Origin of the sequence: Kitasatospora sp. NPDC057595 (assembly GCF_042800875.1) — a bacterium.
Classification (GTDB): domain Bacteria; phylum Actinomycetota; class Actinomycetes; order Streptomycetales; family Streptomycetaceae; genus Kitasatospora.
In genome coordinates this window covers 105542-119314 of the sequence record NZ_JBHVGL010000023.1, presented here as the reverse complement: position 1 = coordinate 119314, position 13773 = coordinate 105542, and the positions used below count along the sequence as shown (strand labels likewise).

Sequence of the window (13773 nt, the reverse complement as noted above, 5' to 3'; positions counted from 1 at the left end):
AACCGCGCCGGTGCGCGCGGGCGAACCGCCGGGGGCCCGGAGCCCTGGGCCCGTTTCGGGTCCGTCAGCCGGCCCGGCGCGGGGCCAGGACGGCACAGGTGGTGGTCGCGTGCGCGAAGAGCCGGCCGTCCTCGCAGCCGATGATCCGCGCCTCCGCGGTGGCGATCGTCCGGCCGACGTGCAGGGCGACCCCCTCGCAGCGCACCTGGCCCGAGTCCGCGAACAACGGCCGCACCATGTGCACGTTCAGCTGGGTGGTGGTGTAGCCGACGCCGGCCGGCAGCCGGCTCAGCACGGCGCAGCCGAGCGCCGAGTCCAGCAGGGTGGCCAGGTACCCGCCGTGGACGGTGTTCATCGGATTGAAGAGGTGGTCGCCGAGTTCACCGTCGAAGACGGCCGTCCCGGGACCGGCCTCCACCAGCCGGAATCCCATGGTGCTCCCGATCGGCGGCTGCGGGATCCGGCCGGCGATGATCTCCTGGAGGATCTCCTCCCCGGTGAGGTGCGGGAACGCGGAGATGGGCGGACCGGCCTGCCAGTGATGCGTGCGGGTGCGCGGCGCCCCGGCGGCCGACGGGTCGGCCGGATCGATCTCGAAGGTGGTCATGGCACCACCCTTCCCGTCCCCCGCCGCGCGCTCAAGCGTGACCCCGCCCACACCCACGACCGGTCATGGCCATGGCGACCTTGACGAAAGGTTGACCTGCTCACGGCAGAACGTTGGGGGCGACGAATCCTATGGTCGGCCCATGCCTCCACTGCCCGCCGGACGGACGGCGCCCCTCCCCGTCCTGCCCTACCGCAAGCCCACCCCCGGCCGCGACTACTGGGTGTTCGACGACGTCCTGCCCGACCCGGACGCCGTCCGACGCCGCTGCCTGGAACGCAACGACTGGGCCGAGGGCTACCCCTACCGCCCGGAGACCTGGCCCGGCCTGCGGACCATGCCCGGCCTCGAAGCGGACGAGCTGGCCCGCGTCGAGGCACTGGTCCGCAGGGCCACCGGGGCGCCGCGGCTCTGGGTGCAGAGCGCTCCCGGCGGCGGCACCCTGAACCACAACTGCGTCCAGCTCGTCGGCGCCGCCGAATCGGAGCCGCGCCCGCACACCGACTCCCGCGCCCTCTGCCGCTACGCGGCCGTCCTCTACCTGACCCCCGGCGCCCCCAAGGGCGCCGGCACCGGCTTCTACCGCCAGCGGTTCCCCGGCGGCCGGCTCGGCGGCAACCTGGTCACCGCCCCGCACAACAACCTGGTCGAGGCCCTCGGCACCCGCCGGGTCCCCGCCGACGCCTTCACCGAGGACGTCCGCGTCCCCAACCGCTTCAACCGGCTGCTCGTCTACCACGCCAACCTCATCCACAGCGCCACCGCCTACCACGGTCTGTCCCTGCAGGACCGGCGGATGACGGCGGTCTTCTTCTGGATGGCCTGACCCAGCACAGGCGCACACGCGTGCCACTGTGGACCTGGCAGGATGCCGGGGTGATCCACGTCGTGCTCCACCCCGACCGCGTCCTGTGCGGCCTCGCCGCCAACCCCGCCCTGCCCGCCGACCTGGTCGACCGGCTGATCACCCTCGCCGCGACCACCCCCGACCGGACTCTCGCCGACGACCTCGCCGCCGAGCTCACCGACCGGGACGACCTCACCCCGTCCCAGGTGCGCGCGCTCTTCGCCGACGTCGACGACGCGAGCCGGCCCGAGTCCGCGCTCACCCTGCTGGAGCGCGGCGAGGGCCGGCCGGACCTGGCACGACGGCTCGCAGCCGACCCCGACCCCTGGCTGCGCGGCCGGCTCGCCGCCTGCCCCGACCTGCCGGACGACGTCGTACGACGCCTCGCCGAGGACCGGGATCCCGAGGTCGTCGCGGAACTCGCCCTCGCCGCACCACCCGATCTCGCGGCGGCCCTCGCCCACCACCCGCACACCACCGTCCGCCGCGCGGTGGCCGCCAACGACCGGACACCGCCGGATGTCGTGCACGCCCTGCTCACCGGCGACGCCCTGCTGACCGGAGGCACGCTGCCGACCGGCGAAGCGCTGCCACCGGCCGGTGCCTGCCCGGTCTGCGAGCGGCACACCGTGCCCTACGAGCACGGCCAGGACTGCGAGTTCCCCGACTGCCCGGCGCTGCCCGGCACCGTCTGCTCCGGCGAGCACGAGACCGGCCGGCACCACATCACCGCCAACGCCCTCGCCCACCCCGCGACGCCCCCCGCCACCGCCGCCCGGTTCGCCGGCCACCCTGCGGCGGCGCCGCGCGCCGAGCTGGCGGCCCGCACCGACCTGCCGCCGGAGGTCTACCGCCGGCTCGCCACCGACCCGGTGCGGTGGGTCCGCAGCGCGCTCGCCGAGAACCCCGCGATCGACGAGGATGTGATCCGCATCCTGGCCGAGGACGAGAGCAGCGACGTCGCCCGGTCACTGGCCGACCACCCACGGCTACCGCTCGACGTACTCACCCGACTGGCCGCCCGAGGCCACGCCCACGCCACCCTGCTGCCCAGGATCGCGGCCGCCTCCCCCACCGAGGTCGCACAGCTGGCCGCCTCCCCGGAACCGGCCGTCCGGATGCTGGTCGCCGAGCGCCGCGACCTGCCGCCCGCCATTCGCGACGCCCTCGCCGCCGACCCCGACGCCAAGGTCCTGAAGGCGATCGCCCCGCACCCCGGTCTGCCCGAGCCACTGCTGCGCGCCATGCTCACCCGGCACGGCGTCCGCGTCGCCGCCCGGATGGCCACCAACCCGGACGCCTCACCGGCCCTGCTCACCGACCTGGCCCACCACCGCCCGCCCGTCCGGACGGCCCTGCGCGCCATCGCCTCCCACCCCGCAGCACCGCTGCCCGCCCTGACCGCCTGCCTGGAGGACCGACAGGCCCGCCCGATCGCCGCCGCCAACCCCTCCCTACCGCCCACCCTCCTCACCGAACTGATCGCCGACCCGGTCCCCCACATCGCCGAAGTCGCCGCTGCCAACCCCGCCCTCCCCGCCCCCCTCGCCCGCGCCCTCCTCACCCAGCTCACACCCTGATCCCGAACTGCGCCCACGCTGCCCCGGAACGCAAGCGGCCCGCGGTCGACACCGAGCGCGCGGAGCAGGATGTCCAGCGCCGCTTCCACGTCGTCGGTCGAACGGCTCACCCGGACCTGCGTGTGCGGGGCAGGCGCTCCCTCCAACCGGCTCAGGGCGAAGTCCACCTGCTCGGTGCGGACCATGGCGACGTCCACGGACCCGAGGCCTTCCCACCCCCGCTCGACGGGCAGCCGCAACCGCGCCGCGAGCGCCTCCAGCGACGGCCTCGATCCCGCCACCAGCTGGAAGGAGGCTGCGGCGAACTCCCCACATGCCCTGTTGGAACGCGGGATTGCGCTTCCCACCCTGAGACGACGAAGCCGTCTCCCACTCCGGCTCCGCCCCCGGAACCTCGCTGTCCGCCCTACCGACCTCGCCACCTGAACACGCCGTCCCGTCGACGATCACGCCGGCCGACGGGCCCACCCGGTGACGCCCGCGGTCCAGACGCCAGATCGACGGTGGAGGCACGACGCCCACCGGCCGGGCCGCATCCGTCCGGCGGAGGGCGGGCCGGCGTGGGCAAGGCGGAGCCTCAGGCCGCCAGGAGTTCGTGCGGGCGGGGGTGGCTCAGGCTGAGGCGGGTGAGGGCGGCGGCGAGGGGGGCGAGGTCGTGCGGCGGGGCCAGGGCGGCGAGGGTGGCGGGGGTGCGGGGCAGGCCGAGGTCGGCGGCGGCGCGGAGGGTGCGGGCGTCGAAGGAGGGCCGCAGGGTGGGCCAGACGGCCTGGGCCTCGCGGCAGAAGATGCCCGCGCCGACCGGGCCGATCCGGGGGAACTCGCGGAGCAGTTCGGCGATGCGGTCCGGGTCGCCGTCGGCCTCGTCGCGCAGGCGGCGGAGGTCGCCGCGCCAGCGGTCGAGGAGCAGCTCGGCGCCGCGGCCGAGGGCGGTGGCGGTGCTCTCGTCGTAGCGGACGTAGTGGGCGCGGCCGAGGGCGTCGACCCGGTCCTGCCAGCGGGAGGCGGCCATCGCCTTCGGGGTGCGCAGGCCGGCCGCGGAGAGTTCCCGCGCCGCCGCGACCGCGAGGGAGGCGCCGATCCGCACCGAGCTGAGCGTGGTGAGGACCAGCAGCCGGTAGAGCGGCGACGGTGTGTCGCGGAGCCTGATGCCCGCCTCGTCGGCGTAGGTGCGGCCGAAGCGTGCCAGCAGGGCGGCGACCGTCTCCTCGTGGCCCATCGCGGTCTCCTTTCCCCGCCCGTGCGGCGCCTGCCCCGGTTGGCGGCCGTCATGCGCGGGGAGGGAGACGGTATGGACGACACCGACCGCCCGGCCACCGAGGTGGTGCGGCCGGAGTGGGCCGGCCTCGACCGGCTGGGGACGCTGGAGCTGCTGCGGCTGCTGAACGCCGAGGACGGTACGGTCGCCGGGGCGGTGGCCGGACAGCTGCCGCGGATCGCCGTCGTGGTGGACGCGGTCGCGGAGCGGATGGCCCGGGGCGGGCGACTGGTCTACGCGGGCGCCGGCACGGCGGGGCGGCTCGGGGTGATGGACGCCGGCGAGTGCCCGCCGACCTTCAACACCGCCCCGGGCCAGGTGGTGGGCTTGATCGCGGGCGGCGCGCGGGCGCTGGTGCGCGCCGTGGAGGGCGCGGAGGACCGTCCGGAGCTGGCGACCGCCGACCTGGCGGCGCTGGCGCTGACCGCCGAGGACACCGTGCTGGGCCTCTCCGCCTCCGGTCGCACCCCGTACACGGTGGCGGCGGTGCGTTACGCCCGCGCCGCCGGGGCGCTGGCCGTCGGACTGGCGGGGAGCTCCGGATCGCCGCTGGTCGCAGCCGCCGAGCTGGGCATCGAGGTGGTGACGGGGCCGGAGGTGGTGGCGGGTTCGACCCGGCTCAAGGCGGGCACGGCGCAGAAGCTGGTGCTGAACCTGCTCTCCACGGCGGTGATGGTCCGGCTCGGCAAGACGTACGGAAATCTGATGGTCGACGTCCGGGCCGGCAACGCCAAGCTGCGCGACCGGGCACGGCGGATCGTCACCGAGATCACCGGCGCGGACGAGGAGACGGCGCGACGGGCGCTGGCGGCCACCGGCGGCGAGGTGAAGGACGCCGTGCTGGTCGTCCTCGCGGGGGTGGACGCCCCGGCCGCCGCCCGGCTGCTCACCTCGGCGGACGGCCGGCTGCGCGAGGCGCTGGAGCTGGCCCGGGGCGGCGTCAGCCGAGGCTGAGGCCGCTCCGGTCGACCACCTCGCCGAAGCGGGGCAGCGAGAGGGCGACGGACGCCCGGTGCTCCTCCTCGGTCAGGGCCGTCATGGCCTGCTCGACGAACACCGCCGCGTAGCCGTGGTCGGCGGCCGACCGGGCGGTGGACTCGACGCCGAGGTTGGTGGCGATGCCGCCGAACACCAGGGTGTCGACGCCGCGCGCCTGGAGCAGCTCGTGCAGGTCGGTGCGGTGGAATCCGCCGATGGTGCGCTTGACGACGACCTCGTCGGCGAGGGCGGCGACCTCGGGCAGCAGGTCGCTCCCGGGTGGCTGCTCGGCGACGCCGGGGCGCTCGACGCGGATCGCGATCACCGGCGCGCCGGCGGCCCGGAACGCCGTCGCGAGGTCGAGCGCCGTGGCGACCACCTCACTGCCGGGGCGAGGGGCGAGCGGCAGGGCGGCGATCCGCTCCATGAGGTCGACCAGGACGAGGGCGGTGCGGGCAGGGTCGAGAGTTCGCATGGACGGTCAAGTTAGCGGATCGGATCGGCCGGCGAATCGTCCCCAGGCCCGACCTCCCCGGCCTCCCCGGCCTCCCCGGCCTCCGCGACACCCGCGGCACCCGCGGCACCCGCGGCCTCGCGGGCGATCTCGGTCCGGAAGCCCTCGATCAGCACCCGCAGCCCGTACTCGAAGTCGGCGTCGTGGTCCGTCATGCGCAGCACGTCGGCGGCCTCGCGCAGCAGCGGAAGCTCGCGCAGCGCCTCGTCCGGGAAAGGCGAGCCGTCCCGCTGTTCGGCGTCCTGCCGCCAGGCCTGCTCCTCGGTGACCCAGCCCATGACGTAGCGGTCGATGGTCAGCAGCAGCCGCAGCGCGGTGCGCGGACGCAGGCCCGCCTCGCACAGTGCGCCCAACTGCGCTTCGACGGCGGGCAGTTCCTCGGTCGTGGGCAGGGTGCCGGCGTGCACCCGGGCGCCGTCGCGGTGGGCGAGCAGCGCGGCGCGCTTGGCCCGGGCGTCGGCGGCGAGCCAGTCCGGCCAGAGCGCGGGGTCGGGTTCGCGGTCCGGCGGCAGGGCCTCGGCCAGCATGGCCTCCGCCATCAGGTCGAGCAGCTGCCGCTTGTTCTTGACGTGCCAGTACAGGGCCGGGGACTGCACGCCGAGCTCGCGGGCCAGCCGACGGGTGGTGAGTCCGTCGATGCCGACCTCGTCGAGCAGCCGCAGGGCGGTGCGCACCACCGCGTCCCGTGTCAGCGCCATCGTGTACCGCCCTTCCGCCGCCCGGGCCGGCCCCGGCTATTGCCTTGGCAGCTCACTTTATCGCTGCTAAGTTCCGGCTCGGACTTTATCAGCGATAAGGAACCGTCCCCGCGCCTTCGCGTCTCCCCGGAAGGGACCCACACACTCATGACGACCACCGGAACGGGCCCGGGCCGCCCGTGGTCCCGGCTCCTGCCGAACACCGCGCCCTGGCGGTCCTCCGCGGACTTCCGCCTGGTCTGGACGTCCGGCGCCGTCACCATGCTGGGCTCGGTGTTCACCCTCACCGCGATCCCGCTGCAGATCGCCGACGCCACCGGCTCGCCGCTCGCGGTGGGCGCCGTCGGCGCGGTGGAGCTGGTGCCGACGGTCCTGCTCGGCCTGTACGGCGGGGTGCTCGCCGACCGGCTCGACCGCCGGACGGTGGCCCTGACCACGGAGATCGCGCTCGCCGTGCTCTGCGCGCTGCTGCTTCTCAACGCGCTGACCGACGAGCCGATGATCTGGCCGCTCTACGCGGCGGCGGGCTGCGCCGCCGCGCTCCAGGGGGTCCAGCAGCCCTCGCTGGAGGCGATGGTCCCCCGGCTGGTGCCGCACGACCAGCTGCTCGCGGCCGGCGCCCTGCTCTCCCTGCGGTGGACCGTGGTCGGGCTGGTCGCGCCCGCCGCCGCGGGGGTGGTGATCGCCACCGCCGGGGTGCGCACCGCCTACCTCGTCGACCTGGCCACCTTCCTCCTCTCGATCGCGCTGCTCACCCTGCTCCGCCCGCTGCGCCCGGCCCGGGAGGAGCGGGCCCCGGCGCTGCGCGAGCTCACCGAGGGCGCCCGCCACGTGGCCCGGCGGCCGGACCTGGTCGGCACCTACCTGGCCGACCTCGCGGCCACCGCCTTCGCCCTGCCGACCGCGCTCTTCCCCTTTCTCGCCGACGAGCTGGACGCGCGCTGGGCGCTCGGCCTGCTCTACTCGGCCTCGGCGGCGGGCGGGCTGCTGGCCGCCGCCACCAGCGGCTGGACCGGGCGGGTGCACCGGCACGGGCGGTTCGTCCTGCTGTCCTGCGCGGCGGTCGGCGCGGCGACGGCGGCGGCCGCGCTCGGCTCCGGCCTGTGGCCGGTACTGCTCTGCCTGGCCGTCGCCGGAGCCGCGCACTGGGTGGGCGACACCTTCCGGGGCGCGATCTGGAACCGGTCCATCCCGGACGGGCTGCGCGGGCGCGCGGCCGGGCTGGAGCTGCTGATCAGCGCCGCCGGGCCGGCCCTCGGCGACCTCCGGGCCGGCGGACTGGCCGCCCGCTACGGCATCCGGGCCGCGCTGCGCACCGGCGGCCTGGCCTGCCTGGTGAGCGGCGGGGTGCTGGCCGCCGCGCTGCCGGCGCTGTGGCGGTACGACGATCGCACCGACCCGCACGTCGCCGAGGTCCGCGCGGAACGGGCAACGGCGCCGGACCCGACCTGAGCGCTCAAGGCCGTCCGCGGCACCGAGGGAGCCGCCGAAGGCGGTCAGACCTCCTGGGTCTCCAGCCAGTGCAGCAGCACGGTGCGCTCGGTCTCGGTGCCGGCCCGGCTGGCCGGGTCGAGCGCCCAGGCGCGGATCCGGCGCAGGGTCTCCAGGTCGAGATCCAGGTAGAGCCGCCAGTGGGCGTGGTGGCACTCGACGTCGCGGGGCTCGCCGCACTCCCGGCAGTGGGTGAAGAAGGCATCGACCAGACGGTGCACGATCGTCTCGACGGGCATGGGCGGCGTGGGTCCTCACTCGTTCGGCTACCGGGTCTGCTGGTGGGCCCGCCGGTCTTCGTGAACCGGCGGACCCGCATTCCAGCGTGCGGAACCCGACGGGGCGGGCGGCAGGGACCAACGTCACTTCCCCCCGGAACCCCAGGTCCGACCGATCTGCCGGGGCGGCACCCCCGCGGCGGGCGGCCGCACCGGAAAGTCCGCGTCGATCGCCCGGGCGCCTCGTGCGCACCGCCACCCTGCGCGGCCGCTCGGCCCCGCCCGCCGTGACCGCCTTCCTCCCGCACCCGACGGCGGTGGCCACCCGGCCGGCACCTGACCCGGGGCGGGACCGCGAGCGCGGCCGACCGGGACCTGCCCGGGACACCCGGGACCCGGACGCCTTCCGGCCCGGGCGGAAATCCGGACCGGAAGGCGGCCCTCGCCCCAGGCGGACGGGACACCGGGCGGCCGACCTTGGGAGTCACGCCCGGTCGGCGCACCGGGCGGCCGTACCGGCCCCGACCTCAGGGAACCCCCTCATGACCGCAGAGTCCGTCCCGTCCGCCGTCCTGCTCGACGCCGCCCGCCACTCCCTCTGCCTGCCCGACCTGCTCCGTGCCCAGGCCGCCGCCCGGCCCGACGCCATCGCCGTGACCGACGAGGCCGGCCGGCTCACCTTCGGCGAGCTCCGCGCGGCCGCCGACGCCCTCGCCGCCCGGCTGCACCGGCTGGGCGTGACCGCCGACGACTGCGTCGGCCTGTACACCGAACCGTCCCTGGAGCTGATGACCGGGGCCTGGGGCATCCTCCACGCGGGTGCCGCCTATCTGCCGCTCTCGCCCGAGTACCCGCAGGAGCGGGTGCGCTGGATGATCGAGTCCAGCGGGACCAAGGTGATCGTCGCCCAGGAGCACCTCCGGACCCGGCTGGCCGAGCTGGTCCCGCCGGGCACCCGGATCGTCACCCCGGCCGACGCCCCCGAGGACGCGGAGCACCCCGGCGCGTCCCCGATCCCGCACCAGAGCCAGGGTCCCGCCGCCCCGGAGCCGGAGTCCCTCGCCTACGTCATCCACACCTCCGGCAGCACCGGCCGCCCCAAGGGCGTGATGATCGAGCACCGCAGCATCGTGTCCCAGCTGCGCTGGCTGGCCGACGCCGGACACCTCGGCCCGGCCGCCACCGTGCTGCAGAAGACGCCGATGAGCTTCGACGCGGCGCAGTGGGAGATCCTGGCGCCCGCCGCCGGGGCCCGCGTGGTGATGGGCGCGCCGGGTGTCTACCGGGATCCGGAGGCGCTGATCGACACCGTGCTCTCGCACGGGGTGACCACCCTCCAGTGCGTGCCCACCCTGCTGCAGGCGCTGCTGGACACCGAGCGGCTGGCGGACTGCACCGGCCTGCGCGGGCTGTACTCGGGCGGCGAGCCGCTGTCGGTGCGCCTGGCGCGGGCGCTGACGGCCGCGCTGCCGGGTGCGGCACTGGTCAACCTCTACGGCCCGACCGAGTGCACCATCAACGCGACCGCCCACCGGGTCGACCCCGAAGCGCTCGGCGACCCGGGCGGTTCGGTGCCGATCGGCGTGCCGGTGGACCGCACCCGCTGCTTCGTGCTGGACGGGGAGCTGGCGCCGGTGGAGGTCGGGGCCGCCGGCGAGCTGTACATCGGCGGCGTCCAGCTGGCCCGGGGCTACCTCAACCGGCCGGATCTGACGGCCGAGCGGTTCGTCGCCTCGCCGCACCTGCCGGGCGAGCGGCTGTACCGCACCGGCGACCTGGCCCAGTGGAACCCGGACGGCACCCTGCAGTGCGCCGGCCGGGTGGACAACCAGGTCAAGCTGCGCGGCTACCGGGTGGAGCTGGACGAGATCGCGCTCGCGATCGAGGAGCACACCTGGGTGCGGCGGGCGGCGGCCGTGGTCACCGACGACGCGCGGACCGGGCACCGGAACCTGGTCGCCTGCGTGGAGCTGAATCCCAAGGAGGCCGCCCTGATGGACCAGGGCAACCACGGCGGCCACCACCAGTCCAAGGCGAGCCGGCTCCAGGTGCGGGCGCAGCTGTCCAATCCGGGCGTGCGCACCCCGGCCGAGCTGGCCGGGCGGCCGGTGGTGGAGCTGCCGGGGCGCCGGGAGACCGGGCGGCAGCGGCGGGAGACCTTCGCCCGCAAGACCTACCGCTTCTTCGAGGGCGGCCCGGTGACCGCGGACGACCTGCTGACGCTGCTGGCCGCCCCGCACCCGGCCCCGCCCGCGGTGCCCGCCGCGCCCCGGGAGGCCCCCGTCACGCTCGCCGAACTGGGCCCGGTGCTGCGGTGGTTCGGACAGTTCCACAGCGAGGAGCGGCTGCTGCCGAAGTACGCCTACGCCTCCCCGGGGGCGCTGTACGCCACCCAGCTGTACCTGGAGACGGACGGCTCGCACGGCGCGCCGGCGGGCGTGTACTACCACCACCCGGTGGAGCACACCCTGGTCCGGGTCGGCGAGGCCGACCCCGCGGGGCCGCCGCTGGCGGTGCACTTCCTGGGCCGCCGCGGCGCGATCGAGCCGGTGTACCGCAACAACATCCGGGAGGTGCTGGAGTTCGAGACCGGCCACATGCTGGGCGTGCTGGAGGAGGTGCTGCCGGAGTACGGACTGGCGGTGCGTCCGCTGGGCCACGAGCCGGCCGTCCAGCGGCGGCTGGACGTCGCCGAGGAGGACTTCTACCTGGGCAGCTTCACCGTCGCCGCGGACGACGGGCGGCCGCGCCGGGAGGACACCGAGCTGTTCGTCCAGGCCCATCCGGGCGGGGTCGAGGGCCTGCCGGCGGGCCTGTACCGGCACGAGGGCGGCGAGCTGGTCCGGGTCTCGGACGAGATCGTGGAGTCCCGGCACGTCATCGCGATCAACCAGCAGGTGTACCGGCGGGCGGGCTTCGGCATCACAGCGGTCAGCCGGGCCACCGAGCCGTGGCTGGAGTACATCGGCCTCGGTGCCCGGCTGCACCACCTGCAGCGCAACGGTCTCGGCTTCGGCTTCATGTCCTCGGGCTACAGCTCGCGCAGCGGCCACCCGCTGCCGTCCGCCCGGCGGATCGAGACCGTCCTGACCGGCTGCGGGATCCCGGCCGGGCCGTCGTACTTCTTCCTCGGCGGCCGGGTGAGCGAGGAGCAGGTCCGCAGCGAGGGCATGCAGGAGGACGCCGTGCACATGAAGGGCCCGGCGGAGCTGATCAGGGACGAGCTGGCGGCGGTGCTGCCGGACTACATGATCCCCAACCGGGTGCTGGTGCTGGACCGGCTGCCGCTGACCGCCAACGGCAAGGTGGACGCCAAGGCGCTGGCCGCCGCCGAGCAGGTCCGCGACGCGGGGACGGGCGCGCCGTTCACGGCACCGTCGACGCCGACGGAGCGCCGGCTGGCCACGGTGTGGGCGGCCGCGCTGAAGTACGAGGCCGTCTCGACGGCGGACGAGTTCTTCGCGGCGGGCGGCAACTCGCTGATCGCGGTGGCGCTGGTCAACCGGGTGAACCGGGAGTTCGGCACCCGACTGCCGCTTCAGGTGCTGTTCGAGTGCCCGAGGCTGGCGGACCTGGCGGCGCGGATCGACACGGCCCGAACCTCCCGCGGGTCAGGCGGCGGGCCGGTGTCCCGGCTGGTGCCGCTGGCCCGCGACGGCGCCGGGGAGCCGGTGTTCTGCTGGCCGGGGCTGGGCGGCTACCCGATGAACCTGCGCCCGCTCGCCGGGCGCTCGGGCCGGCCGTTCTTCGGGGTGCAGTCGTACGGGATCAACCCCGGGGAGACGCCGTACCCGACGATCCGGGAGACGGCCGCCGCCGACCTGGCGGAGATCCGGCGGATCCGGCCGCACGGCCCGTACACCCTGTGGGGGTACTCGTTCGGCGCCCGGGTGGCCTTCGAGACGGCCTGGCAGCTGGAGCGGGCCGGGGAGCGGGTGGCCGACGTCATGCTGATCTGCCCGGGCAACCCGGAGCTGCGGCGGGCCGACGGGGAGCGGTACGGGCGCGAGTCCTCCTACCGCAACCCGGCGTACCTGACGATCCTGTACTCGGTGTTCGCGGGATCGATCGGCGGACCGGAGCTGGCGCGGTGCCTGGCCGGGGTGCACGACGAGGACGGCTTCGCCGGCTTCGTGCACGGGCTGCTGCCCGACCTCGACGAGGAGCTGATCCGCCGGATCGCCCGGATCGTCGGCGAGACGTACGAGTTCGAGTACAGCTTCCGGGAGCTGGCCGAGCGGCGGCTGTCGGCCCCGGTGACCGTCTTCAAGGCCACCGGTGACGACTACTCGTTCATCGAGGGCATCGAGGGCGCCGGCGGCGACGATCGCGCGGACGGCATCGGGGGCGGCGCCGGCCGACCGGCCGCGCCGCACACGGTGCGGCTGGCCGGCGACCACTACGGCGTGCTGCGGGAGCCCGGGGTGGCGGAGCTGGCCGCGGCGCTCGCCGCCGCGACGCACGGCTGAACCCGACCGGCCGTCACCGCCCGAGCCGCCCGGGGCCCGGCTACCGGCCGCCGGCGGCCGGGCCCCGGGCCGGCCGCCGGTTCCAGTCGGCCGCGAGGCCGGCCAGCCAGCGCGCCGCGGAGTCCAGGGCGGCCGGGCGCACGGTGTAGCGCACCTCGCGCCCGGCCCGCTGCCCGGCGACCAGGCCGGCGGCGTCCAGCACCGCCAGGTGCTTGACCACGGCCTGCCGGGAGACCGGCAGCCGCCCGGCGAGGGTGGTCGCGGTGGCCTCGCCCTGGGCGGCGAGCAGATCGAGCAGCCGGCGGCGGGTCGGGTCGGCGAGGGCGCCGAGCACGCCGTCGACCGCCGCGTCGCCGGGGCCGCGGTCCACCGTCGCGGTGTCGTTCATGGGGCTGCTCCTCGGCCGTCACCAGCAGTTGCAACCTCATGGTTGCACGTGGCCGGGAGCAGCGGCAATCCGACGGCCCGCCGCCCCGGCGTCAGCCCCACCACTGCTCGGGGACGGCGGCCGGCTCGCGCTCGGCCCCCTCCGCCGCGACCGCGGCCCGGGCGGGGCCGTCGGTGACGACCAGTCCGTCGGGGCCCGCCTGCGCGACCCGGTAGCCGGACTCGCGCAGCACCGCGGCGACGGCACCGGTGACCGCCGCCCGGATGCCCTCGGCGGGCGGCCGGTCGCCGGCCGTGCCGTCCACGGACGGCCAGCCGATCACCACCCCCTGCGACTCCCGGTCGATCCGCAGGCCCGAGGGCCCGCGCCCGGTGTCGAAGCCGGCCCTGGCCAGGTCGGCCGTCACGTCCTCGAAGAGTTCCGCGTGTTCCACCATTGGCGCAGCGTAGGCCCGGCCCCACACCCTCCCCGGGCGCGGCGCGCGCCGAAACGCTTCACCGTGCCGCCAACAGCACCCGAGCGCAGCATCGGGGCCGCGGCGGGGGCCGAACCGGTGCGCCGCACCCCCCGGACGGGCCGACACGAGCGGCCGGACGGGCCGATGGACGTGCACAGTCGGCGTGCTCCCGACAGCATGACAGAGTAAGCGCTCCATCACTTTGAGCAACGGGGCGGCGGGTCGCCGGATCCGCGCGCCGGCCTGCCCGGCACCCCCGTATCGAGAGGTC

Annotated in this window: 12 protein-coding genes; 5 read left to right on the top strand and 7 right to left on the bottom strand. The window is 75.8% G+C overall.

Features of this window, described 5'->3' with window-relative positions:
- Positions 1 to 64: 64 nt before the first annotated feature.
- Positions 65 to 607, bottom strand: coding sequence for a PaaI family thioesterase (locus tag ACFU9E_RS29170; RefSeq protein WP_380682674.1), 543 nt, complete (start codon positions 605 to 607; stop codon positions 65 to 67).
- A gap of 142 nt (positions 608 to 749) precedes the next feature.
- Here ACFU9E_RS29170 and ACFU9E_RS29165 point away from each other — a divergent pair, with 142 nt between their 5' ends.
- Both ACFU9E_RS29165 and ACFU9E_RS29160 read left to right on the top strand, forming a co-directional pair.
- On the top strand, positions 750 to 1433 hold the full coding sequence (locus ACFU9E_RS29165; RefSeq protein WP_380682675.1) for a DUF6445 family protein: 684 nt from the start codon (positions 750 to 752) through the stop codon (positions 1431 to 1433).
- A gap of 50 nt (positions 1434 to 1483) precedes the next feature.
- A complete protein-coding gene (locus tag ACFU9E_RS29160; RefSeq protein WP_380682676.1) occupies positions 1484 to 3034 on the top strand; it encodes a hypothetical protein in 1551 nt (516 codons plus the stop codon).
- A gap of 577 nt (positions 3035 to 3611) precedes the next feature.
- Here ACFU9E_RS29160 and ACFU9E_RS29155 read toward each other — a convergent pair.
- Entirely contained in the window at positions 3612 to 4250 is a 639-nt protein-coding gene (locus ACFU9E_RS29155; RefSeq protein ID WP_380682677.1) for an endonuclease, read from the bottom strand.
- A 72-nt stretch (positions 4251 to 4322) separates the two neighbouring features.
- On the opposite strand from ACFU9E_RS29155, the gene murQ reads away from it, so the two are divergent.
- Entirely contained in the window at positions 4323 to 5243 is a 921-nt protein-coding gene (murQ, locus tag ACFU9E_RS29150; protein WP_380682678.1) for an N-acetylmuramic acid 6-phosphate etherase, read from the top strand.
- Here murQ and ACFU9E_RS29145 read toward each other — a convergent pair.
- Positions 5230 to 5742 carry an isochorismatase family protein gene (locus tag ACFU9E_RS29145; RefSeq protein WP_380682679.1) on the bottom strand — a complete coding sequence of 171 codons (513 nt, stop codon included), beginning with the start codon at positions 5740 to 5742 and terminating at the stop codon, positions 5230 to 5232. The two genes, murQ and ACFU9E_RS29145, sit on opposite strands and share 14 nt — an antisense overlap.
- A gap of 11 nt (positions 5743 to 5753) precedes the next feature.
- Positions 5754 to 6479 (bottom strand): TetR/AcrR family transcriptional regulator C-terminal domain-containing protein, encoded by a 726-nt coding sequence (locus tag ACFU9E_RS29140; protein ID WP_380682681.1) that lies wholly within the window; start codon positions 6477 to 6479, stop codon positions 5754 to 5756.
- A 147-nt stretch (positions 6480 to 6626) separates the two neighbouring features.
- Between ACFU9E_RS29140 and ACFU9E_RS29135 the strand changes: the two genes are divergently transcribed.
- Positions 6627 to 7931, top strand: a complete 1305-nt coding sequence (locus tag ACFU9E_RS29135; protein WP_380682682.1) for an MFS transporter — start codon at positions 6627 to 6629, stop codon at positions 7929 to 7931.
- A gap of 44 nt (positions 7932 to 7975) precedes the next feature.
- Here the strand turns inward: ACFU9E_RS29135 and ACFU9E_RS29130 are convergent, their stop codons facing one another.
- Entirely contained in the window at positions 7976 to 8209 is a 234-nt protein-coding gene (locus ACFU9E_RS29130; RefSeq protein WP_355361372.1) for a hypothetical protein, read from the bottom strand.
- Positions 8210 to 8730: 521 nt separating this feature from the next.
- Between ACFU9E_RS29130 and ACFU9E_RS29125 the strand changes: the two genes are divergently transcribed.
- Complete coding sequence (locus ACFU9E_RS29125) at positions 8731 to 12657, top strand: amino acid adenylation domain-containing protein (RefSeq protein WP_380682683.1); 3927 nt, start codon at positions 8731 to 8733, stop codon at positions 12655 to 12657.
- 40 nt (positions 12658 to 12697) lie between these two features.
- Here ACFU9E_RS29125 and ACFU9E_RS29120 read toward each other — a convergent pair whose 3' ends face one another.
- Together ACFU9E_RS29120 and ACFU9E_RS29115 are read right to left on the bottom strand one after the other, a co-directional pair.
- The gene (locus tag ACFU9E_RS29120) at positions 12698 to 13045 is read right to left on the bottom strand and encodes an ArsR/SmtB family transcription factor (RefSeq protein WP_380715476.1); all 348 of its coding nucleotides are present in this window, start codon (positions 13043 to 13045) and stop codon (positions 12698 to 12700) included.
- Positions 13046 to 13136: 91 nt separating this feature from the next.
- Positions 13137 to 13481, bottom strand: coding sequence for a hypothetical protein (locus tag ACFU9E_RS29115; RefSeq protein ID WP_380689837.1), 345 nt, complete (start codon positions 13479 to 13481; stop codon positions 13137 to 13139).
- Positions 13482 to 13773: the final 292 nt, after the last annotated feature.